A 22646-nucleotide genomic window follows, 5' to 3' on the forward strand; every position below is an offset into this window, starting at 1 on the left:
CATGCCTGGACAGGCGACGTGCACTATAAATCTTCATTGCCGCAGCCGCCCGTCCACGCCTAAACCCCCGGCCGCATGAGCCAGCACCCCTTCGCCATCCCCAGCTTTCGCGCCTATTGGGTCGCGCGGCTCACCTCGACGATGGCGCAGATGGCGATGGTCATCGTCATCGGCTGGCAAGTCTATGACATCGCCCGCGAAACGATGGGGATCAGGGCGGCGGCGTTTCAGCTCGGACTGATCGGCGTCGCGCAGTTCGTGCCGCTGCTGGTGCTGTCGCTGGTCGCAGGCTGGGTCGCCGACCGGATCGATCGCCGGGTGATTGCTCGTGCCGCCATCGGGCTGGAGGCATTTTGCGCCTTTGCGCTTGCATGGCTCAGCTGGACCAACACGATCACGTTGCCGTCTCTATTTGCGGTCGCGGCGCTGCTGGGCGTCGCGCGGGCCTTTGCCGGACCGGCGTTGCAGGCGCTTGCACCCAATCTCGTCCCGGCAAAGGTGCTGCCGACCGCGATCGCACTCAGCTCGATCGCCTGGCAGGCGGGCGCAGTGATCGGTCCGGCGCTGGGCGGCTATCTCTATGCCGCTGCGCCCTGGCTGCCCTATGGCGTGTCGGGCGGGCTGTTCGCGCTCGCCTTCGTCATGCTGCTGCTGATCCACCCGGTGAAGCGCGCGGCGATTACCGGATCTCGCAACCCGTGGCGTCAGATGGCCGAGGGGTTGAGCTATGTCCGCCGCAACCGGCTGGTGTTCGGCGCGATCAGCCTCGATCTCTTCGCGGTGCTGCTGGGCGGTGCGACGGCGATGCTGCCCATCTATGCGCGCGACGTGCTGATGATCGGCGCGGAAGGGCTGGGTCATCTGCGCGCCGCCCCCGCCATCGGTGCGGTCGCGGTCGCATTGCTGTTCTCATGGCGGCCGCTGACCAACGATGTCGGCAAGAAGATGCTGTGGTCGGTCGCCGCCTTCGGCCTTGCCACCGCGATCTTCGGACTTGCGGGGCCGGTGTTGCTGCCCGTGCTCGGGCCAAGCGCGGTCGGCAGCGATTTCGCGCCCGCCGTTGCGCTGTCGCTGGTGGCTTTGTTCGCGATCGGGGCGACCGACATGGTGTCGGTCTATGTCCGCCAGTCGCTGATTCAATTGCATACACCGGACGAGATGCGCGGGCGCGTCGGCGCGGTGTCCACCCTGTTCATATCCGGCTCGAACGAGCTTGGCGAGGCACGCTCGGGCTTTCTCGCGGCGCTGGTCGGTCCGGTCATGGCGGTTGTCGCGGGCGGGTTCGGTGCCATATTGGTCACTGCATTATGGGCCAGGCTGTTTCCGGAACTCGTCCGGGCGCGGACCTTTGACCCGCCAGAAACTTTGCAACTCGCGCCCCTCAAGGAGACACCGGCATGAAGGCGAACACCATCCTGGAGACGATCGGCAACACGCCGCACATCCGCGTGGCACGGCTGTTCCCCGACGCCGAGGTCTGGATCAAGTCCGAACGCTCCAATCCCGGCGGATCGATCAAGGACCGCATCGCGCTGGCGATGATCGAGGCGGCGGAAGCATCGGGCGACCTGAAACCCGGCGGCACCATCGTCGAGCCGACCAGCGGCAATACCGGCGTCGGCCTGGCGATGGTCGCGGCGGTCAAGGGATACAAGCTGATCCTGGTGATGCCCGAATCGATGTCGATCGAGCGCCGCCGGTTGATGCTGGCTTACGGCGCGAGTTTCGACCTGACCCCGCGCGAAAAGGGCATGAAGGGCGCGATCGAACGTGCGACCGAAATCGTCGACGAGACTCCCGGCGCCTGGATGCCGCAGCAGTTCGAAAACCCTGCGAATATCGACGTCCATGTCCGCACCACCGCTCAGGAAATCCTGGCGGACTTTGCCGACGCGCCGCTCGATGCGATCATCACCGGGGTCGGCACCGGCGGCCACATCACCGGCGTTGCCGAGGTGCTGAAAAAGCAGTGGCCAGGGCTGAAGGTCTATGCCGTCGAGCCGGTGCTGTCGCCGGTGATTTCGGGCGGACAGCCGGGTCCGCACCCGATCCAGGGCATCGGCGCGGGCTTCGTCCCCGCCAATCTGCACACCCAGTCGATCGACGGCGCCATCCAGGTCGATGCCGACGACGCCAAGCAGATGGCACGGCGTTCGGCGACCGAAGAAGGGATGCTGGTGGGGATTTCGTCGGGCGCCACGCTGGCGGCGATTGCCAAGAAGCTGCCCGATCTCGCGCCGAACGCGCGGGTGCTGGGCTTCAACTACGACACTGGCGAGCGCTATCTGTCGGTCCCGGATTTCCTGCCGGAGGCGTAGGAACTACCCTTCCCCCGTTCGTGCTGAGCTAGTCGAAGCACTGTCCTTCTTGGCACGAAGAGAAGAACAGCATTTCGACAAGCTCAGTGCGAACGGGTTTTGTCATTCGGGATGCGAATGCAGCAGCCAGAGAACTCGATCCCCAGCGCCCCCCGCCCCGCCATCGTCCTGCCCCTGTGGCTGGCGATGGCGGCGGTGGCGCTGTTCGCGATCGTTCTCCCGCTGCTCGTCGCCGCCAACCCGCCGTATATCCCCGCTGAGGTGGCGCGACAGGTCCGCGCGCCGGAGCGGATCGTGCAACGCACCGAACTGCCGCCAGTCGAGCCGATCGAGTTTCAGGCGGTCGATACCGACGATGCGCGAGCGTTCAACGCATCGATCCCGTTCGTGACCGGTCCCCATCCCACCGCGCGCCCGTTCCGCTTTACCGGATCGAACGAAGACCGCGCCCGCGCCGTCGATTGCCTCGCCGCCGCCGTACTCTACGAAGCGGGCGACGATCGCCGCGGTCAGGAAGCGGTGGCGCAGGTCGTGCTCAACCGCGTCCGGCACCCCGCTTTCCCCAAAAGCGTGTGCGGCGTGGTGTTCCAGGGCTCGGAACGCGCAACCGGATGCCAGTTCACCTTCACCTGCGACGGTGCGCTCGCGCGGCGCTATTCCGACGGGTTCTGGGCACGCGCCAAGCAGGTCGCAAGCGCCGCGCTGGGCGGCAGCGTATTCGCGCCGGTAGGCCTCGCCACCCATTACCATACCGACTGGGTCGTGCCCTATTGGAGCGCCAGCCTCGACAAGATCGCGGCGGTCGACACCCATCTGTTCTTCCGCTGGACCGGATGGTGGGGCACGCAGCCCGCGTTCAACCGCGCTCATGCCGGCGGCGAACCGGTCATCGCGAAACTCGCCGCGAGCTTCGCCGCGCATCGCAGCGGACTGGAGGAAGTTGCCGAATCCACTGGCGTGGAAGCGCCGGTGATCGTCGCCGCCGACCTGCTCCCGCGTCCGATGGCGGGCGATCCCAACACCTTTCTGGTCGCGCTCGATCCGCGTATGCCTGCGACCAACTTTGCAAGCCTGGCGGCACAAAGCTGTGGCGATCGGCCCTATTGCAAGTTCCTCGCCTGGACCGACAAGACGCCGACCCCTGCGGCCGTGCCGTCCGATCCCAAGCTGTTGGCGGCGATGTCGTTCAGCTATTTGCGCGACCGCGCGCGTGGGTTCGAAAAGGCGCTGTGGAATTGCGAGGAGTTTCCGCGCACCAGCCAGGCCGAATGCATGCGCCAGCGGGTGGTGGTCGCGGTGCCGACGCGGGCGGCGGCGGCCAAGACCGAGCAACCCGTTGCAGTCGCACGGCCCGACACGCCCGCGTTGAGCGGCGTTCGGCGAAAGACCGGGACACTTGCGCCGGTGGTGCCCGCGCCTGCGCCTGTCACCGCACCCCAGCCCGACTAATTTCCCCGTTCGTTTCGAGCGAAGTCGAGAAACGCTCGCGAGCGCCAAGTTCACGTTTCTCGACTTCGCTCGAAACGAACGGTGTCAGGCGTCAACTGGTCATCGCAACCGCCGCAGCGGGCGGATCGCATCGACCAGCGCCCACGCCTCGCCAGGCCGCACATCCTCGACAGATGGCGTCGCGATCATCGATGCGCCTGCCGTATCCGAATAGACGCTCGCGGTGCCCAGCCGCCGCTGGAGCCAGGTGCGCCGGACGGTGATCGCCTGGATGTTGCGCGCAGGCACGATCCATTTTCTCTGTCCCAGCACCCCGCGCTGGACATGGAAGGTTCGCCCGATCAAGCCATAGCGATGATGCCCGCGCTGGAGCGCCGCGACGATTCCGACAGGCACCAGCAGGAACACGAACAGCGCCATCAGCACCGCCAGGAACATCGCGGCCTCCACCAGATTGGCGCGCGCGATCACGAGCGCCACGATCGGCGCGACCATCCAGCCGATCCGGGTGATGACCATCCGAAGGACATGCATCGTCGAAACCCGCGTCAACGCATCGGGGTCGGCGCGTTCGAGCGATAATGGCGCGAGCACCCCGTCGATCTCCTCGGGCCGCGCGAACGGCGCGACATCCTGCCGCCCGCCTTCGCCTTTCTCGCCACTGCCCAGCGTCTGGAGCTTCACCCCCGCCCAGCCGAGCAGCCGCATGACGAATCCGTTCTCGATCACCGCGAGTTGCACCCGCCGCAGCGCCACGACCGCCTCGGTCCGGGTCAGCAACCCGCGCACCCGGCGATACCGCCCGCCCTCGTCGGTCAGCGTGAAGCCATAGTCGCGCAACAGGGTCCGCACGACACCGGCGATGACCCCCAGCTGGAACAGGACGAAAATCACGGTCAGCGTGACGCCCGCGACGAATGCCGCCTCCGCCGTGGCGCTTGCCGCTTCGGCGCGCGATCGCAGGTCGTCGACCTCGATATTGTCCCACGGCACCCAGTCGTCGAGATATTGGAACGCACCCCCGATCACCGCCAGCCACACCAGCGAAAAGCGGAACAGCCCCGAATAGAGCACCCGCCCCAGCGTCATCGAAAACAGCACGGGCGCGTCATGCTCGACTAGCGCGACGGCGACAGCATCGCCCCCGGCATCCGCCGCCGGTTCGGCATGGGCCTGTGCCGCGCGTCTGCGGATCACGCCGCGAAGCCGTTCGGCCTCCGCCATCGACACGCTGTCGAGCGCCCCTTCATTCTCGCCCGCGCCGCCGGTTTCCAGATTGACCTTGGCCAGCCCGAACAATCGCGCGAGCAAATTGCGCTCGATATCGACGTCCTGCACGCGGTCGAACGGAATGGTCCGGCGATTACGCGACAACACGCCGCTCTGGATCACCACCGCATCGTCGGTCAGTTCATAGGTGAAGCGTCGCCAGTCCAGATACTGCCATATTCCCGATAACAGGATCAGGCCTGCAATCACCGGCAGGATGTAAAGAAACGGAGTCTCGCTGATCACGGCGTAGGCCGCCGGGATGCCAAGGATGGCGCCGGGCGAACTCCTGATCAGCTTAAGCGCGATCGTCCCCGGATGCAGCCGCCGGGCATATTCCGACATCACCACGGTTCGGCCCGGACATGGGTGCGGACGACGTCGCGCAGTTCTTCCGCCGTCGCGCGCGAGATGCCGGGCAGCGATACCGTCGCATGCGCCGTGCCCGCCGTATGGACGATCAGCGTCGCCACCCCGAATGCGCGTTGCAGCGGCCCCTGCGCCACGTCGATATGCTGGACGCGCGTGAGCGGGACGATGGTATGAACCTGGGTCCAGACGCCGTGCGCGACGTGCAACTCGTCATCGGCCAGCGCCCAGCCCCACGCGCGAAACCGCCGCAGCGGCGCGCCTGTTCCGCCCCACAGCGCGATCAGGCCCAGAATCGCGAAGGACGGCCACCACGGCCAGCCCAGATTATCCTCCAGCACCTTGCCCAGCCCGAAACCGCCAGCGGCGAGCATCAGGCTTGGGATGGCGTTGAGGATGAGCATCACCCATCGCTGGCCGGGTTCCAGAGGGCTCAGCGTGGGCGGTGTGCTATCCATATAATGCGCTTATGCCGCGCGAAACATCTCCGGATCAAGCGCCATGATCGCGTCCGCGCCGCCTTCGATCTTTCGACGCAGCGCAGCCGTATCCGGCAGGATGCGTTCGGCGAAGAAGCGCGCGGTCACCAGCTTGGCCTCCAGGAACCTGGTATCGCCGCCGCCGCTTGCGAGCGCCTTCTGCGCCGCCGTTGCCATCCGCAGCCACATCAGGCCGGTCGCGACGATGCCCATCAGGTGCATATAGCTGTGCGCGCCCGCGCCGACATGGTTGGGGTTCTGCATCCCGTTGGCCATGAACCACATGGTCGCGGCTTGCAGGTCGCCCAGCGCCTTTTCCAGCCGGCCGGCGAAATCGGCGAGCTTTTCGTCGCCTTTCGCGGCGGCTATCTCGTCGGTCACGACCTTGAACAAAGCCTGCACCGCGCGACCGCCATTTTGCGCCAGCTTGCGCCCGACCAGATCCATCGCCTGCACGCCGTTGGTGCCTTCGTAGATCATCGCGATCCGCGCATCGCGGACATATTGCTCCATGCCCCATTCGGCGATGTAGCCGTGGCCGCCATAGACCTGCTGCGCGTTGGTGGCGATGTCATAGCCCTTGTCGGTGCCATAGCCCTTGATGACCGGGGTCAGCAGGCTGACGAGATCGTCGGCCATCTGCCGGTCCTCCTCGCTCGACGCATTGTGCGCCAGATCGACCTGGAGCGCGCCCCACAGGCACAATGCGCGAAGCCCCTCGGTCAGCGCCTTCGCCTCCATCAGCATCCGGCGAACGTCGGGATGGACGAACAAGGTGTCGGCCTTTTCCGATGGCTCGGCAGCACCGGTCAGCGCGCGCCCCTGCCGGCGATCCTCGGCATATTGCACCGCGTTCTGATAGGCGGTTTCGGCCACGCCCAGCCCTTGCAGGCCGACGCCCAGCCGCGCGGCGTTCATCATGATGAACATCGCGGCGAGGCCCTTCATCTCCTCGCCGACCAACCAGCCGATCGCGCCGTCATAGTTCATCACGCAGGTCGAATTGGCGTGGATACCCATCTTGTGCTCGATCGAGCCGCACGACACGGCGTTGCGCTCGCCCAGCGAACCATCGTCATTGACCATGAACTTGGGCACCACGAACAGCGAAATGCCCTTCGAACTGTCCGGCGCGCCCGGCGTCTTGGCCAGCACCAGATGGATGATGTTGCTGGTCAGGTCATGTTCGCCCGACGAGATGAAGATCTTGGTGCCGGTGATCGCGTAGGAACCGTCGCCCTGCGGCTCGGCCTTGGTCTTGATCAGCCCCAGATCGGTGCCGCAATGTGGTTCGGTCAGATTCATGGTGCCGCCCCATTCACCCGACACCATCTTGGGGACGTATTTCTCTTTCTGCTCCTGCGATCCCTTGGCGAGCAGCGCCGCGATCGCGCCGTGGGTGAGGCCGGGATACATGGCGAACGCCATATTGGCGGAAATCATATATTCCTGAAACGCGGTGGAGACGACATGCGGCATCCCCTGTCCGCCAAATTCCTCCGGCGCGGACAGCGTCGCCCAGCCGCTTTCGACGAACTGGTCATAGGCTGCCTTGAACCCGTCGGGCGTAGTCACGCTGCCGTCGTCATGGCGCGTGCAGCCCTGTTGATCGCCCGACAGGTTGAGCGGGAACAGGACTTCGGCGACGAACCGCCCGCCTTCCTCCAGCACCGCATCGACCACATCGGGGGTGGCGTTGGTGAAGCCGGGCAGATTGGCGTGACCTTCGAGGCCGAGTACATCGCTCAGAATGAAACGCGTGTCGCGCACGGGGGGGGTATATTGGGGCATAAATCTCTCCGGGCGTATCTTTAGTGGCGCTGGTCGGTGTCGATCACCGACAGGAATTCTTTGAGTTCGTCGATCGAGGCGTCGATGTCGCGCTTCTGTGCTTCGAGATGCGCGATCTTGGCGCGGCAGCGTTGGATGGTCACCTGGCGCTGCGCCTGACGCCCGTCGCCGATGTCGTACAGGTCGATCATCTCGCGGATTTCACCCAGCGAAAAGCCGACGCGCTTGCCGCGCAAAATCCACGCCAGCCGCGCGCGGTCGCGGTGCGAATAGACGCGTTGCAAGCCCTTGCGCTCGGGCGCGATCAACCCTTCGTCCTCATAGAAACGCAGCGCCCGCGCGGTCACGCCGAATTCGGCGCACAGATCGGAAATGCTGAAGGTCGTGCGGTCGGGGCGCGGCGAAATCGGCGCGAGCCCGGCAATAATGGGAGCAGCCTGTGACATGGCCGCAATTATGCTTTCCCTTTACGTGAACGTCAAGAGGGTGACGTTACGTCTCTGCACAGGGAAACCGCCCGCGCCGGTCGCGAAAGGCTGCGACTTCGCCCGTCGCATGGCTCAGTCGCTCGGTCGCCATTCCCGCCAGCGACGCATTGCCACGACAAAGATCGGCGCATTCGGCGGGCAGCGCGCCGGGGAAGCGGATCACCTCTCCGTCGTAATCGGCGTCGAAGCGACACGCTTCGCTCAGTTCGATCGCCAATCCGCTTCCGATCCGTCGCGCCGTGCCGCGCGCGCTGCACCCGTTACCCTCGCCATAATCGATCGACACACCGATGATCGCATCCGCCGCATCGCCGGCGCGCAGGCACAGCCGGTCGGCATCGCGAGCGAACAGCCCGGTCAGCGGTGCGGCGTCGGGATCCGGCACCAATCCCCGCACGATCGCCGCTTCCTCGAGCGAAGGTCCCGCCGCATCGGGCGCGTCGACAACTGGCTCCGAACAGGCCGCCAGTAACAGGAATGCGATCGCCGCGACCCTCAATCGATTCGCTCCAGCCCTTGCGGTGTGATCCGGCGAAAGAAGCAACTGCGCGCACCGGTGTGACACGCTGGTCCGGCGGGCTCGACGATCAGCCACAGGCAATCCTGATCGCAGTCGATGCGCATCTCGACGACGCGCAGCATGTTGCCCGACGTCTCGCCTTTCTTCCACAGCGCCGCTCGGCTCCGCGACCAGAAATGCGCAAGGCCCGTTTCGCGCGTCATCGCGAGTGCTTGCGCGTTCATATGGGCGACCATCAACACCTCGCCGCTGGCATGCTCGCTCACCACCGCCGTCACCAATCCGGCGGCATCATAGTTGGGATCGAGCGTCAGCCCGGCATCGCGTACATCGGTCATCGCATCGATCTAGCCGCTGACAGAGCGAAGGTCACGCCTACGCCGCCGCCTCTGGCAAAAGCCGGACGCTTTCCCTAAGCTGCGTGGCCTGACCAACCCAGCGACGGAATTTCGATGCGTTTTCTGAAGATCCTGTTCTGGATCCTGATCGGCGGCCTGGCGGCGGCGTTCGTCATCTATAACGAAGCCGAACGAGTCGAAATCGCGCTGTGGGGCAATCTGGTCGCCGATGTCAGCCTGCCGATCCTGCTGGTGCTGGTGTTCCTGCTGGGGCTGATCCCGATGCTGATCGCTTATCACACGCTGCGCTGGCGGATGCGGATGCGGGTCAATTCGCTGGAACGCACCATCGGCGAATTGCGCCAGAGCCAGGAACCCGCCCCGCCGCCGCCTGCGGTCGATCCCGGCGACCTGCTGGTCGGCGTCGATCCGGTCGGAGCGCGGGCATGAGTGCGCGCATCTATGTCGCGCTCGATACCCCCGATCTGGCGCGGGCAAAGGCGATCGCGACCAAGGTCGGCCACCATGTCGGCGGCATCAAGTTGGGGCTCGAATTCTTCATGGCCAATGGCCGTGCGGGCGTGCATGAAATGGCGGAAATCGGCCTGCCGATCTTTCTCGACCTGAAATTCCACGACATTCCGAACACGGTCGCAAAGGCCGTGCAGGCGCTCCGCCCATTGGAACCCGCGATCCTGACCGTTCACGCATCGGGCGGGCGCGCGATGATGGAGGATGCCAAGGCGGCGGCACCGACCGGGACCAAGGTTGTCGCGGTGACGATGCTTACCAGTCTGGACGCCCAGGACCTGACCTCGATCGGACTGGCGCCCGATCCGCACGAACAGGTGGTGCGGCTGGCCGAACTCGCAAAATCGGCAGGGGTGGACGGCATCGTCTGTTCGGGTGCCGAAGTCGCGGCCGCGAAGCGCGCCTGGAAGGACGGCTTTTTCGTCGTCCCCGGCGTCCGCCCCGCCAACGGATCGGCGCTGGGCGACCAGAAGCGGGTGGTCACTCCGCGCGCCGCGCTCGATGCGGGCGCCTCGATCCTGGTGGTCGGCCGACCGATTACCCAGGCCGAAGACCCCGACCAGGCCGCCCGCGCGATCGAGGCGACGCTGTAAGACCGGGTGTCATGACACCCTGCCGTCACTGCGAGCATAGCGAAGCCATCCACTATGGTGCGCGGCGCTCTGGATTGCTTCGCTACGCTCGCAATGACGACGTAAGGACGGCAGACGCTTCGATCGCTTCGAGCACCCCATCAGCGAAAGGATGACGCCTTGCCGGTAAGGGCCGACATGCCAGTGCGAATCCTGGGCATCACGGGGGCCGTGGTCGCAATCGCCTTGCTCGCGCTGATGATCCACTCGGGCGACCCGACATCCTCATCCTGGTGGCTGGCGGCGATCCCGTTCGCGCTGTGGATCGTCGGCCCGGCGATTGCACCCTATCTGCTCGCATGGCGGCAGCGCGACCGGCGAGTCGCAATCGCGATGCTCGGCTTTCTCGCCGTCTCCACCGGGGCATCGGCGGTCGCCTATTATGACGCCATGTTCGTATCTGAATCCTCGACCGCCGCGTTGGTGTTCCTGTTCGTGCCCTTGTACCAGTGGACCGCCTTCCTGATCGTCGCGGCCATCACCCTCGTCGCCGCACGATGGGTGAAGCGAGACTGATCGTGAGCATGGATATACGGATTGCCACCGCCACCGCCGACAATATTTCTATCCTCCACCCGGTCATCGAACGCGCCTATCGCGGTGACGAGGCGCGCGTCGGCTGGACGCACGAGGCCGATCTGGTCAGCGGGGCACGAACCGATGCGGCGACGCTGACCGCACTGGTGACCGATCCCGCATCGCGCCTGCTGATCGCATGGCATGGGGACACACCGCTCGGTTGCGTCAATGTCGCGGATCGCGGGGACGGCCTCGCCTATCTCGGGCTGCTCTGCATCGAACCGGCGCGTCAGGGGACGGGGCTGGGCAAGCAATTGATGGCGGCTGCCGAGGCCTGCGCCCGCGCCGATTTCGCCGCGACACGCATCGAGATGACCGTGATCGACCGGCGAGTCGAACTGATCGACTGGTATCGCCGCCACGGCTACGCCCCCAGCGGCGAAACGCGCCCCTTCCCGATCCCGCTCGATCCGCCGCTGCGCATGACGGTGCTGGTCAAGCCGCTCGTCTGACGGCAAAGCGGTCGCCATGCCGACCACAGCCAAGATTTGCGGCCTTTCGACGCCCGACACGCTGAACGCCGCGATTGCGGGCGGAGCGAGCCATGTCGGCTTCGTCTTTTTCCCACCCTCCCCGCGCCATGTCGGGTTCGACCGGGTGGCCGGACTGGCGAGCGGCGTCCCCTCGCACGTCATAAAGGTCGGGGTGTTCGTCGATCCAGACGATGCGTTGATCGACGCGGCGCGCATTGCCGCGCGGCTCGATGCGATTCAAATCCACAAGGCCGCGCCCGACCGTGTTGCCGCAATCCGCGCGCGAACCGGGCTGGAGCTATGGGCAGCGGTCGCGATCAAGACCCGCGCCGATCTGGATGGTGCCCGCGCATTCGCCGGAGCTGCCGACCGCATCCTCTACGACGCCAAGACGCCCGAGGGCGCCACCCTTCCCGGCGGCATGGGGGTGCGCTTCGACTGGTCGCTGCTGGAGGGCTTCCGCCATCCGCTGCCCTGGGCGCTGTCGGGCGGGCTGGACGCGGGCAATGTGTGCGAGGCAGTGCGGCGCACCGGAGCGATGCTGGTGGACGTGTCCTCGGGCGTGGAAAGCGCGCCGGGGGTGAAGGATGCGGCGCGGATTGCCAACTTTCTCAGCGCGGTTCATTCCGCCTGACCCCCGCCCCGTTCGTTTCGAGCGAAGTCGAGAAACCCTCACACGCGAATGGCCAATGTTTCTCGACTTCGCTCGAAACGAACGGGCTTTAAGGGCGGGTCGCCTTGGGCTTCCCTCAGCGTCCAGCCGTGCTAAAGCGCGGCCACGATGACCACACCCAACAGCTACCGCGCCCAGCCTGACGAACGCGGACATTTCGGCGATTATGGCGGGCGCTATGTCGCAGAGACGCTGATGCCGCTCGTCCTCGAACTGGACGAGGAATATAAGCGCGCCAAGGCCGACCCCGCCTTTGCCGCGCAGTTCGACGATCTGCTCGAACATTATGTTGGCCGCCCCAGCCCGCTTTATTATGCCGAACGCCTGACCGACTCCCTGCGCGAGAGCGCGGACAAGGGCATGGGCGCCGAAATCTGGTTCAAGCGCGACGAGCTGAACCATACCGGCGCGCACAAGATCAACAATTGCATCGGCCAGATCCTGCTCGCCATCCGCATGGGCAAGACGCGGATCATCGCGGAAACCGGCGCGGGCCAGCACGGCGTCGCCACCGCCACCGTTTGCGCGCGCTTTGGCCTCCCCTGCGTCATCTATATGGGCGCAAAGGACGTCGAGCGGCAACAGCCCAACGTGTTCCGCATGAAGCTGCTCGGCGCCGAAGTTCGTCCGGTGACGAGCGGCGCCGCGACGCTGAAGGATGCGATGAACGAGGGGCTGCGCGATTGGGTCGCGAACGTCCATGACACCTTCTACATAATCGGCACGGCGGCAGGCCCGCACCCCTACCCCGAACTGGTCCGCGATTTCCAAAGCGTGATCGGCAAGGAGGCGCGCGCGCAGATGCTGTCGCGCATCGACCGTCTGCCCGACCTGCTGGTCGCGGCGATCGGTGGCGGATCGAACGCGATCGGGCTGTTCCACCCGTTCTTGGACGATGCCGATGTGGCGATGCTGGGCGTCGAGGCGGCGGGCGAAGGGCTTGAAAAGAAGCACGCCGCCAGCCTCGCGGGCGGTTTCCCCGGCGTGCTCCACGGCAACAAGACCTATCTGCTCCAGGACGAGGACGGCCAAATCGCCGAGGCGCATTCGATTTCGGCGGGGCTGGACTATCCCGGCATCGGCCCGGAACATGCGTGGCTGAAGGATATCGGGCGCGTCGAATACACGTCGATCACCGATACCGAGGCACTGGATGCGTTTCAGCTACTCTGCCGCACCGAAGGCATCATCCCCGCGCTGGAACCCAGCCACGCCATCGCCGCCGTCGCCAAGCGCGCGCGGGAAATGCGGTCGGACCAGATCATCCTCGCGAACCTGTGCGGCCGTGGCGACAAGGACATCTTCACCGTCGCCGAGGCGCTGGGGGTGGCGATATGACGAATGATAAAGATCTAGCACCGAGCTTCGCTCGGCTCGCGCGACTGATCGTCCGTATGTTCCTGCTGCTTTCTGTCGCTAGAATTGCTGTCAAATGGATAGCATCGGATAACATCGATGCTTGGCTTGCATGGCTGACTGTTGACTGGCTCACTGAACTCGCGATTTGTGCTTTCAGCGCTGTTTTGGTGAGCGTGCCTGCCATCTACGGCTTGGCAAACAATCGTTACGTCGATCGCGCTTCACGATGACCCGCCTATTTTCCGTCTTCGAGCAACACCGCGCCGCACTCGTCGCTTTCGTCACTGCGGGCGACCCGTCGCCGCAGGCCACCCCCGCCATCCTCGACGCGCTCGTCGCGGGCGGGGCGGACGTGATCGAACTGGGGATGCCATTTACCGATCCGATGGCGGACGGCCCCGCAATCCAGGCGGCGAACATTCGCAGCCTCGCCGCTGGCACCACAACCTCCGACATCCTGAAAATCGCCACCGATTTCCGCGCGCGGCACCCCGACGTGCCGCTCGTCCTGATGGGCTATGCCAACCCGATGCTCCGCCGTGGGCCGGACTGGTTCGCGCAGGCCGCACGCGATGCGGGCGTGGACGGTGTGATCTGCGTCGACCTTCCGCCCGAAGAGGATGACGCGCTCGGTCCGGCGTTGCGCGCGGCCGGGATCGCGCCGATCCGCCTCGCAACTCCGACCACCGATGCGGCACGCCTGCCGCAAGTCCTCGAAGGCGCCAGCGGCTTCGTCTATTACGTCTCGGTTGCCGGGATCACCGGGCTGCAACAGGCCGCCCAATCCTCGATCGAGGAAGCCGTCGCTCGACTTAAAGCATCCACCGACCTGCCGATCGCGGTCGGCTTCGGCATCCGCACGCCGGAACAGGCGGCGGCCATTGCGCGCGTTGCCGATGGTGTGGTGGTCGGCTCGGCAATCGTCGAACTCGTGGCAGAGCACGGCGCGGATGCACCCGCCGCCGTCACCGCCTATATCCAGACCCTCTCCGCCGCGATCCGCGCGGCCAGAAAGGAACCCGCATGAGCTGGCTCGACAGCGTCCGCAACGCGCTCCCCTTCGTCGCCAAACGCGAGACTCCCGACAATCTCTGGCACAAGTGCAAGGGGTGCGGGCAGATGGTGTTCACCAAGGAACTGGAGGAAAACCTCCATGTCTGCCCCCTTTGCGAGCATCACGGTCGCATCGGGCCAAGCCAGCGCTTCGACTATCTGTTCGACGAGGGCGAGCATGAAGTGCTGCCGTCCCCACGCGTGACCGAAGACCCGCTCAGGTTCCGCGACTCGAAACGCTATGTCGACCGGATCAAGGCGGCGCGCAGCGAAACCGGCGATCAGGACGCCTTCGTCAACGCCGCCGGGCTGATCCAGGGCCGCGAGGCGGTGGTCGGCGTCCAGAATTTCGGCTTCATGGGCGGATCGATGGGCCAGGCCGTCGGCGAAGCCTTCATCGCCGGGGTCGAAGCGGCGATCGCCCGCCGAGCGCCGTACATCGTGTTCACCGCCAGCGGCGGGGCGCGGATGCAGGAGGGTATCCTGTCGCTGATGCAGATGCCGCGGACCACCGTGGCGATCGAGATGCTCCACGATGCGGGGCTGCCCTATATCGTTGTGCTGACCGATCCCACGTCCGGCGGCGTGATGGCGGCGTACGCGATGCTGGGCGACGTACAGATCGCCGAGCCACGCGCGACTCTCGCCTTCACCGGACGCCGCGTGATCGAAAACACCATCCGCGAAAAGCTGCCCGACGACTTCCAGACTTCGGAATATTATCTGGAGCACGGCCTGATCGACATGGTGACGCACCGCAAGGAATTGCCGGAGGTGCTGGGCCAGGTGATCGGCCATCTGTGCGGCAAGCGGAAGGCGGCTTAGCCTGTCTCCATACCCTTCCCGTTTGTTTCGAGCGAAGTCGGGAAACGTGAGCTGGGCGTAAGCGAGCGTTTCTCGACTTCGCTCGAAACGAACGGGTGATTGGAAGAAGCGCATGGACCACGCCCGCTCCACCGACCCCGCCGTGCAGGCCCAACTCGACCGCCTATGGGCGCGGTCCCCCGGCGCGGACGTCCTGGGGCTTGAGCGGATCACGGCATTGCTCGCTGCGCTCGACGACCCGCACCGCGCGATGCCGCCGGTGTTCCACGTCGCGGGCACCAACGGCAAGGGATCGACCTGCGCGTTCCTGCGCGCCGGGCTGGAGGCGGCCGGATACCGCGTCCACGCCTACACCAGCCCGCACCTCGTCCGCTTCAACGAACGCATCCGGCTGGCAGGCACGTTGATCGGCGACCCGGCGCTTGCCCCGCTGCTCGCGGAGGTGCTGGACGCAGCGGAAGCGGCGAGGATCGGCGCGAGCTTCTTCGAAATCACCACCGCCGCCGCCTTCCTCGCCTTCGCGCGCACGCCCGCCGACGCCTGCGTGATCGAGGTCGGTCTGGGCGGACGGCTTGATGCCACCAACGTCATCGATGCGCCGCTGGTCACCGGCATCGCGCAACTCGGCGTCGATCACGAAGCCTTTCTGGGCAGCGACCCCGTGGGCATCGCGCGCGAAAAGGCGGGGATCGCCAAGGCGGGCGCTCCGCTGGTGACGATGGATTATCCCCCTTCGATCAACGAAGCGATCGAACACGCCGCCGCCAGCGCAGGCGCGTTGTTGCTCCGCCAGGGTCGCGACTGGAACTGGCGCAACGATGTCGCAAATCAGCGCATCCTCGTCAGCAATTCTCGGACGCATACCCACCTGTTAGAAAAATCACCCGTGGCGCCGGGCGAAGTTAGCCTCCCCCTCCCCATGCTGGCGGGCGAGCATCAGCACGCCAACCTCGCGCTCGCGGCCGCGATGCTGCGCGCGCAGCGCCATTTACCGGTTTCCGATGGGGCGCTGAACGCCGCCGCCGCCGCGCGCTGGCCCGCGCGCATGCAGTTGTTACGGCAAGGCCCGCTGACCGATTCGCTACCGTCCGGCAGCCGGGTGTGGCTCGACGGCGGGCACAATGCCGCCGCTGCCGACGCACTGGCGCACGCGGTCGCCGCTGTCGCACCGGGTGCGGGCGTCGATGTCGTCATCGGCATGCTCGCCAACAAGGATTCGAGCACGCTGATCGAAGGGCTCGCCCCGCACGCGCGCAGCGTCACCGCGGTGCCGGTGCCCGACCATGCGCATCACGCGCCGGAAGAACTCGCCCGTGTCGCTCGCACGGCAGGCATCGCAGGCGTCTCGACCGCCCCCGGTGTGGCGTCCGCGCTCCGCTCCCTGGCGAATAACGGCAAATCCGCCACCGTGCTGATCTGCGGATCGCTCTATCTCGCCGGTGAAGTGCTCGTCGAGAACGATGAATTGCCCGACTGATCTCTATTGATATTGACTTGCAATAACGCGTCCGCCAGCTTGCAGATCAAGCCGATGGAGTCCCCGCTTATGCAAGTCGCTCAACGCTTCGCCCACAGCCTCCCCCACGCCGCGCCGTCTGACGATACGCGCCGCACCATCCTGTTCGCCATGCGCCTGATGGGCGCAAAGGGGCTGGACGACGCCGCGACCGCCCACGCGTTCATGACCCATTTCGGCAAGGATTTCCGCCGCCCGCTCACGCTGATGCGCACGCTGATGCTCGAAATGTCGCGCGGGGCGGCGGGGCCGATCACCATCGCGCCCTGGTGCTGCCGCCGGATGACCGCGCAGGAAGCGACCTTGCTCGCGGTGATCGAGCGCGCCAGCGACAATCCGTGCGCGGCGGCGTTGCTGCTCGCCGACCTGATGGGCGTGCGCGATGCGGGTGCGGCGCTCTCGACCGCGCAGGCGCTGGCCTTTGCGCTTGCGGATTGCGGGCGGCCACTCACATGCGGGTGATTTTCAGCGACCGTTGTTACACGGCGTCAGCCACGGGGTCTGGCGCAAGACCCGATCGACCTTGCCGCTGCCGCCACCATTCGACCGCCGCCAAAACCACAGCGATCAATCCAAGCCCAGCGGTGAAGTAGAATACCCATTCATATCCCCGAACCTCAATCGCCTCTCCAAGAGCGCTCCGACCAAGCGAGCCGATCAGAAAAGTCAGCGAAGAAAGAAGCGCATATTGTACAGCACTATACTTTTTCGAAGCGATTGAGGACAAGTAAGCGACAAAAGCCGCCCCGGCCAATCCACCGGAAACATTCTCGCCGGATATGGCAAGCAGTAGCCTAGACAAACGCTCGTCCGACCCAAATTGCTCGAATACCCAGTACACCCCGCTATATCGCCCGAAAATGTCGAGACCGGCACCGCCGCCGGCCAAATCGGCGTAAAGCAGATTGCTGGCGGCGGCGACAAGCGCGCCGAAAAACACAGTCGCCATCCGACCAATTACGCTGAACATGACCGCTGCGAGGGCGATGCCGACCATCGTCATCCCGACCCCGAAAAACTTCGAGGCGAAAGCCACCTCGTCATTCGTGTACTGCAATTCGCCCAGATAGAAAGGGAACGCGAATGGCCCCCAGATCGAATCCGTAATCCGATAGGAGAGGATCAGAGCGAGCACCAGAATGACTGCCCAGCGCAATCGTCCGACCAGTTCAGCCAGCGGCAGAATCAGCGCCCGATACCCGTGATCGACCGCACGGTCGAAACCCGTTCGCGCAGGCGTTGCCTTACTCAACACATGCCGACCCTTGATCCGCCACATTTCGAGCACCGCAGCGATTATCGCGGGTATGACTACCGTGGCGATTACGATCAACGGGCCGAAAAGCTGGATGAACTCGGTGGGGTTGGGCCGATCTTCTGGAGCCCCTCCCAGCGACCGCACCATGAACACAATTACCGTTATGAGCGCCCAGCTCCACAATAAGCCGACGATTCCCAATGCCGCAGCCCGTATCCCGGGGCTTAGTTCGCCCGGCTGGCGAAGAGCGTCGTCAGCACTCAGTTCCACGGGTCTTGGCGTGTCTGGCGCGAAGAACGCGATGGCCATGACGATCAGCATCGCGACGCCCATGCCGAAATACACCGCTGGCCAACCGATGCGGGCAGCAAGAACAAGCGCCAGCGCCCCTCCCGCCAGCGCGGCGATGCGATACCCAAACTGGTAGACGGTAGACAGAATGTCGAGCGTCGCGACCTCGTCTGCGACGTCCACGCGCCAGGCATCGATCGCAATGTCCTGTGTCGCCGACGCAAAAGCCCCCAGCCCGGCCAGCAGTGAAAACCACCCCAGTGCGCTTTGCGGATTGAGCATCGACAGCACGACCAGGATCACACCGAGCAATCCCTGTGCAGGGATAAGCCAGCTTTTTCTTCTTCCAAGGCGCGAAAGACCGGGAAGCGTCGTTCGATCGATAACCGGGGACCAAAGAAACTTGAAAGCATAAGCCAAGCCGATGAGCGAAAACACGCCCATAGTTTCCAGATCGACCTGAGCCTCACTCAACCACGCATAAAGCGTGCCCAGCAACAATGCATAAGGGAGTCCGGCGGCGAAGCCGAACGCGAGCATGACACCAATTTTCCGGTTTGCAAATGCTGCACGCAGCAGCGCTAGCCCTTTCAATTTTGGCGCTTCCAAAGGCCCCGCGACCGCTTCGTTCATTTACGCTTGCTCCCCGCACAGATTGCGCGCGACACTAGCGCAAAACCGGCGAGAGGATAGCCATGAACGCATGCCCCCCGACGCAGGGCCAACTCGCTCTGGCGAAGGCGCTGGCCGATGGCGGCACGCGCGAGGACCGCGCCGTCGCTTATGTCGATGCCGCGCATTACACCGACCCCGCACGTCACCATCTGGAACAGACTCGCATCTTTGCCCGCGTGCCACTGGTGATCGCGCCATCCGCGCTGCTTCCCGGACCCGGCATGGCGGTGCCGCATGACGGGTTCGGCAAGCCGCTTCTCATCACCCGCGACCGCGATGGCCGGGCACATGTCTTCCTGAACGTGTGCCGCCACCGCGGAACCCGGCTGGTCGAGGGTTGCGAACCCGTCAAAGCCGGTCGTCTCGTCTGCCCCTATCACGCCTGGACCTACGGCATGGACGGCACGCTGATCGGGCTGCCCCGCGCCGATGCCTTTCCGGGGCTCGACAAGGCCGAATACGGCCTGCGCGCCTTGCCGACCCGCGAGGAAGGCGGGCTGATCTGGTTCGCGTTCGACGACGCCGCCGATTTCGGCGAGGCCAAAGCGCTGGGCCATGATTTCGCCGCGTTCGACCTTGCCGGGCAGCACGCCTTCCGCAGGCGCACGCATAAAGTCGCGGCGAACTGGAAACTCATCATGGATGCGTTTCTGGAGGGCTATCATATCCAACGGCTGCACTCGGGCACCATCGCGCCCTTTTTCAAGGACGGCGTCGCCGCCGCCGACACGATGGGCGCGCACCAGCGCTCCGCGGTGGGCCGCGCCGCCGAACATGACGCATTGTCGTCCAGCGACTGGGCCGTGCTGCGCTCGGCGATCACCTATACCTATCAGATGTTTCCCGGCGCCGTGCTGGTCGTCAGCCCCGACTACATCAACCTGATGGTGCTGATGCCACAGGACGAAAATACCGTGCTGGTCGAGGATTTCATGCTGATTCCCGAAGCCCCCTCGACCGACAAGGCGTTGGCGCATTGGGAGCGAAGCTGGGAACTGCTCGACAACGGAGTGTTCGCGGCCGAAGATTTCCGGGCGGCGGAACTGGGCCAGCAAGGGCTGCGATCGGGCGCGATCGATCGGCTGACATTGGGGACGCTCGAACTCGGCATCCGCACCTTTCACGACCAGATCGCGCGTGCGATCGGAAAGTCGTCGATCGGTGACGTTGGCGATACCGATGGTAGCGGAGGAGGGACTTGAACCCCCGACCCCAGGATTATGATTCCCGTGCTCTAACCAGCTGAGCTACTCCGCCCCGAGGGGCCTCACCCTTGCGGGGAGAGCGGGCCGTTTAGTCAGCCCCGCGCGGTCGGTCAAGCGAACATGTGGCGCGAAATCGGCTCCCACGGGCCGCCGCGATAATGGAAGCAGCCGATGCCCGCGATCGCCAGCGGGCGCGGGCGGAAATCGGCTTCGAGTTCGGCTTTCAGCGCGCGCGCGATGGAAGTCTCGACCTTGTTCTGGATGGTGACGTGCGGTCGCCATCCGCCCGCATCCTGCGGGGTCAGCAGCGGCGCGAAGGCATCGCGCAGCGATTCGCGGATCGCCTCAAGCTCAGGGGATTCGACCCGGAAGGCGACGCCGCGGCCCAGGTTCATCAAACCGGCCAGCATTGCCCGAGGCGGGGCCGTCCCCCGCGTTTCCTGCGCAAGCCGCTGCTTCAACTCGCTCTCGATCGACGGCGGCAGATGGTGGAACAGCGTCAGATGCGCGTCGAGATGATTGCGCTCCGGTGGGAAATGCGCGCGGCGAAGGCCGGTCAGGTAGGCCGCATCCTCCGCCCCGAACAGCGCCGACACGATGATCGGCGCTCCCGCGAGGGGGATCGGCGCGCAGGACGGGGCGTCGTCGCTCAAATCTCGACCTGACTGCCCAGCTCGACCACCCGATTGGTGGGCAGGCGGAAGAACTCCATCGCGCTTTCGGCGTTGCGCAGCATCCACGCGAACAGCTTTTCGCGCCATACCGACATGCCGGGCGTCTCCGCCGTCAACAAGGTCTGACGTGACAGGAAGAAACTGGTCTCGATCATCCGGAAGTCCGCCCCACAGGCATGAACCTGTTTGAGGGCGGCAGGAACATCGGCATCCTGCATGAAGCCGAAGCGCAGGATCATGCGGTGAAATCCCTGCCCCAGCGTTTCGAGTTCGACGCGTTCGTCATCCGAGACATAGGGCACGTCGCTGATCCTGACGGTCAGCAGAATCACGCGTTCGTGCAGCACCTTGTTGTGCTTCAGATTGTGGAGCAGCGCGTGCGGCACGCCTTCGGGCGTCGAGGTCATGAACACCGCCGTGCCGGGCACGCGCGTCGCCGAAGTCGCGGCCGACTGGATGAACACCTTGATCGGCATCGCGGCCTCGCGCATCCGCTCGATCATCAACGCCCTACCGCGCGACCAGGTGGTGAGCAGCGTAAAGATCACCAGGCCCACCACCAGCGGGAACCAGCCCCCATCGGGAATCTTGGTCAGGTTCGCGGCGAAATAGGCGATGTCGACGATGAAGAAGACCGTCAGCAACGGCACCGCATAATACCATTTCCAGCGCCACAGATAGAAAAGCGCAACCGTCAGCAGACAGGTATCGATCAGCATCGCCCCCGTCACCGCGATCCCGTAGGCGGCGGTCAGATTCGACGAGGACTGGAAGGTCAGCACCAGCAGGATGACCATGATCATCAGCGCCCAGTTGACGAACGGGATGTAAATCTGGCCCGCGGTCGATTCGCTCGTATGTTCAATCCGGAGGCGCGGCATGAAGCCCAGTTGGATCGCCTGTTGGGTGACCGAGAACGCGCCGGAGATCACCGCCTGGCTGGCGATGATCGCCGCCAAGGTCGCGATCACCAGCAGGATGATCTGGAACCAGTCGGGCGCCAGCAGGAAAAACGGGTTCTGAAGTGCCAGCACCCCGTCGCGCATCAGCAGCGCGCCCTGGCCCATATAATTGCACATGAGGGCCGGGATCACGAACCACAGCCAGGACAGCTTGATCGGCTTGCGACCGAAATGCCCCATATCGGCGTAAAGTGCCTCCGCGCCGGTAACCGCCAGCACCACCGACCCCAGCGCGAGAAACGCGGGCAAAGGATCGATGATGAAGAAATTGACCGCATAATAGGGGTTGAGCGCCCACAGGATCGACGGGGTTTTCAGGAAACTGATGATCCCCAGCGTGGCAATCGTCGCGAAATAGGTCATCATGATGGGGCCGAAAAACGCCCCCACCCGCCCCGTGCCGTTGCGCTGGATGGCGAACAGGAACACCATGATCGCAACCGCGATCGGCACGATCCACCCGGCAAAGGCAGGGGCGGCGACCGAAATCCCCTCCACCGCGCCCAGCACCGACACCGCCGGCGTAATCATCGAATCGCCATAGAACAACGCGGTGGCGAACACGCCCAGGAATACAATTCCGCGAGACCAACGCTGGCTTTTCGTCTTGCCCGAAATCAGCGCGAGCAACGCCAGGCTACCGCCTTCACCCTTGTTGTCGAGCCGCATGATGATGGTGACGTACTTCAGCGTCACCACGATCATCATCGACCAGAACATCAGGCTGACGACACCCATGATATGTTCGGTGTCGAGCGCGAGCGGATGGTGCCCGGCAAAGGTCTCGCGAAACGCATAAAGCGGGCTGGTGCCGATATCGCCGAACACCACGCCGATCGCGCCGACCGCGAGTTTCCACATCCCCTGCGCGCGACCATGCGCGTCCAGATGCGGCGTATCGCCGTGCGCTGCTTCTGCG

At 65.0% G+C, this 22646-nt stretch carries 24 protein-coding genes and 1 tRNA gene; 15 read left to right on the plus strand and 10 right to left on the minus strand.

All coding sequences use genetic code 11. The annotated features are described in order from the left end of the window. The first annotated feature begins 75 nt into the window (after window positions 1-75). The 3 genes from ACX0GZ_RS12035 (at window position 76) to ACX0GZ_RS12045 (ending at window position 3767) form a co-directional block, all read left to right on the plus strand. A complete protein-coding gene (locus ACX0GZ_RS12035; RefSeq protein ID WP_458816749.1) occupies window positions 76-1401 on the plus strand; it encodes an MFS transporter in 1326 nt (441 codons plus the stop codon). After that, window positions 1398-2318, plus strand: coding sequence for a cysteine synthase A (cysK, locus tag ACX0GZ_RS12040; RefSeq protein ID WP_458816751.1), 921 nt, complete (start codon window positions 1398-1400; stop codon window positions 2316-2318). Before ACX0GZ_RS12035 ends, cysK begins: the two co-directional genes overlap by 4 nt. A 117-nt stretch (window positions 2319-2435) precedes the next feature. Beyond that, entirely contained in the window at window positions 2436-3767 is a 1332-nt protein-coding gene (locus ACX0GZ_RS12045) for a cell wall hydrolase (protein ID WP_458816753.1), read from the plus strand. Window positions 3768-3866: 99 nt separating this feature from the next. On the opposite strand, the gene ACX0GZ_RS12050 is transcribed toward ACX0GZ_RS12045, so the two are convergent. From ACX0GZ_RS12050 to hisI, 6 genes are read right to left on the minus strand one after another with little or no spacing between them, the layout of a single operon-like run. Then, complete coding sequence (locus ACX0GZ_RS12050; protein ID WP_458816755.1) at window positions 3867-5381, minus strand: PH domain-containing protein; 1515 nt, start codon at window positions 5379-5381, stop codon at window positions 3867-3869. Further along, window positions 5381-5863: a PH domain-containing protein gene (locus ACX0GZ_RS12055; RefSeq protein WP_458816757.1), complete on the minus strand. Its 483-nt coding sequence runs from the start codon at window positions 5861-5863 to the stop codon at window positions 5381-5383. Before ACX0GZ_RS12055 ends, ACX0GZ_RS12050 begins: the two co-directional genes overlap by 1 nt. Before the next feature lie 9 nt (window positions 5864-5872). Continuing rightward, window positions 5873-7675: an acyl-CoA dehydrogenase C-terminal domain-containing protein gene (locus tag ACX0GZ_RS12060; RefSeq protein WP_458816759.1), complete on the minus strand. Its 1803-nt coding sequence runs from the start codon at window positions 7673-7675 to the stop codon at window positions 5873-5875. Between the two features lie 20 nt (window positions 7676-7695). Further along, complete coding sequence (locus ACX0GZ_RS12065; protein ID WP_458816761.1) at window positions 7696-8121, minus strand: MerR family transcriptional regulator; 426 nt, start codon at window positions 8119-8121, stop codon at window positions 7696-7698. A 46-nt stretch (window positions 8122-8167) separates the two neighbouring features. Continuing rightward, window positions 8168-8662, minus strand: coding sequence for a hypothetical protein (locus ACX0GZ_RS12070; RefSeq protein WP_458816763.1), 495 nt, complete (start codon window positions 8660-8662; stop codon window positions 8168-8170). Then, a complete protein-coding gene (gene hisI, locus ACX0GZ_RS12075; RefSeq protein ID WP_458816765.1) occupies window positions 8659-9021 on the minus strand; it encodes a phosphoribosyl-AMP cyclohydrolase in 363 nt (120 codons plus the stop codon). The genes ACX0GZ_RS12070 and hisI overlap by 4 nt, the downstream gene beginning before the upstream one ends. 114 nt (window positions 9022-9135) lie before the next feature. On the opposite strand from hisI, the gene ACX0GZ_RS12080 reads away from it, so the two are divergent. The 11 genes from ACX0GZ_RS12080 to ACX0GZ_RS12130 all read left to right on the plus strand — a co-directional run bounded on the left by ACX0GZ_RS12080 (window position 9136) and on the right by ACX0GZ_RS12130 (window position 17124). Beyond that, a complete protein-coding gene (locus ACX0GZ_RS12080; RefSeq protein WP_458816767.1) occupies window positions 9136-9471 on the plus strand; it encodes a lipopolysaccharide assembly protein LapA domain-containing protein in 336 nt (111 codons plus the stop codon). Next, entirely contained in the window at window positions 9468-10145 is a 678-nt protein-coding gene (gene pyrF / locus ACX0GZ_RS12085; RefSeq protein WP_458816769.1) for an orotidine-5'-phosphate decarboxylase, read from the plus strand. The genes ACX0GZ_RS12080 and pyrF overlap by 4 nt, the downstream gene beginning before the upstream one ends. 177 nt (window positions 10146-10322) lie before the next feature. Then, a complete protein-coding gene (locus tag ACX0GZ_RS12090) occupies window positions 10323-10700 on the plus strand; it encodes a hypothetical protein (protein WP_458816771.1) in 378 nt (125 codons plus the stop codon). 8 nt (window positions 10701-10708) lie between these two features. Beyond that, window positions 10709-11215, plus strand: coding sequence for a GNAT family N-acetyltransferase (locus ACX0GZ_RS12095; protein ID WP_458816773.1), 507 nt, complete (start codon window positions 10709-10711; stop codon window positions 11213-11215). Window positions 11216-11231: 16 nt separating this feature from the next. Beyond that, window positions 11232-11870: a phosphoribosylanthranilate isomerase gene (locus ACX0GZ_RS12100; RefSeq protein WP_458816775.1), complete on the plus strand. Its 639-nt coding sequence runs from the start codon at window positions 11232-11234 to the stop codon at window positions 11868-11870. Window positions 11871-12017: 147 nt separating this feature from the next. Beyond that, complete coding sequence (trpB, locus tag ACX0GZ_RS12105; RefSeq protein ID WP_458816777.1) at window positions 12018-13247, plus strand: tryptophan synthase subunit beta; 1230 nt, start codon at window positions 12018-12020, stop codon at window positions 13245-13247. Then, window positions 13244-13498, plus strand: coding sequence for a hypothetical protein (locus ACX0GZ_RS12110; protein WP_458816779.1), 255 nt, complete (start codon window positions 13244-13246; stop codon window positions 13496-13498). Before trpB ends, ACX0GZ_RS12110 begins: the two co-directional genes overlap by 4 nt. After that, entirely contained in the window at window positions 13495-14295 is an 801-nt protein-coding gene (gene trpA / locus ACX0GZ_RS12115; RefSeq protein WP_458816781.1) for a tryptophan synthase subunit alpha, read from the plus strand. The genes ACX0GZ_RS12110 and trpA overlap by 4 nt, the downstream gene beginning before the upstream one ends. Beyond that, entirely contained in the window at window positions 14292-15146 is an 855-nt protein-coding gene (gene accD / locus ACX0GZ_RS12120) for an acetyl-CoA carboxylase, carboxyltransferase subunit beta (protein WP_458816783.1), read from the plus strand. Before trpA ends, accD begins: the two co-directional genes overlap by 4 nt. 112 nt (window positions 15147-15258) lie before the next feature. After that, window positions 15259-16623: a bifunctional folylpolyglutamate synthase/dihydrofolate synthase gene (locus ACX0GZ_RS12125; protein ID WP_458816785.1), complete on the plus strand. Its 1365-nt coding sequence runs from the start codon at window positions 15259-15261 to the stop codon at window positions 16621-16623. Window positions 16624-16692: 69 nt separating this feature from the next. Next, entirely contained in the window at window positions 16693-17124 is a 432-nt protein-coding gene (locus ACX0GZ_RS12130) for a DUF6628 family protein (protein WP_458816786.1), read from the plus strand. Between the two features lie 16 nt (window positions 17125-17140). Here the strand turns inward: ACX0GZ_RS12130 and ACX0GZ_RS12135 are convergent, their stop codons facing one another. Continuing rightward, entirely contained in the window at window positions 17141-18844 is a 1704-nt protein-coding gene (locus ACX0GZ_RS12135; RefSeq protein ID WP_458816788.1) for an AmpG family muropeptide MFS transporter, read from the minus strand. A gap of 62 nt (window positions 18845-18906) precedes the next feature. Here ACX0GZ_RS12135 and ACX0GZ_RS12140 point away from each other — a divergent pair, with 62 nt between their 5' ends. Beyond that, on the plus strand, window positions 18907-20088 hold the full coding sequence (locus ACX0GZ_RS12140) for an aromatic ring-hydroxylating oxygenase subunit alpha (protein WP_458816790.1): 1182 nt from the start codon (window positions 18907-18909) through the stop codon (window positions 20086-20088). On the opposite strand, the gene ACX0GZ_RS12145 is transcribed toward ACX0GZ_RS12140, so the two are convergent. From ACX0GZ_RS12145 to ACX0GZ_RS12155, 3 genes are all read right to left on the minus strand, one after another. Continuing rightward, a tRNA-Met gene (locus ACX0GZ_RS12145) sits at window positions 20067-20143 on the minus strand. The genes ACX0GZ_RS12140 and ACX0GZ_RS12145 overlap by 22 nt on opposite strands. A 58-nt stretch (window positions 20144-20201) precedes the next feature. Then, window positions 20202-20744 carry a 2'-5' RNA ligase family protein gene (locus ACX0GZ_RS12150; RefSeq protein WP_458816792.1) on the minus strand — a complete coding sequence of 181 codons (543 nt, stop codon included), beginning with the start codon at window positions 20742-20744 and terminating at the stop codon, window positions 20202-20204. Further along, window positions 20741-22615: a potassium transporter Kup gene (locus tag ACX0GZ_RS12155; protein ID WP_458816926.1), complete on the minus strand. Its 1875-nt coding sequence runs from the start codon at window positions 22613-22615 to the stop codon at window positions 20741-20743. Before ACX0GZ_RS12155 ends, ACX0GZ_RS12150 begins: the two co-directional genes overlap by 4 nt. Window positions 22616-22646: the final 31 nt, after the last annotated feature.

The organism is Sphingomonas aestuarii (assembly GCF_054457155.1).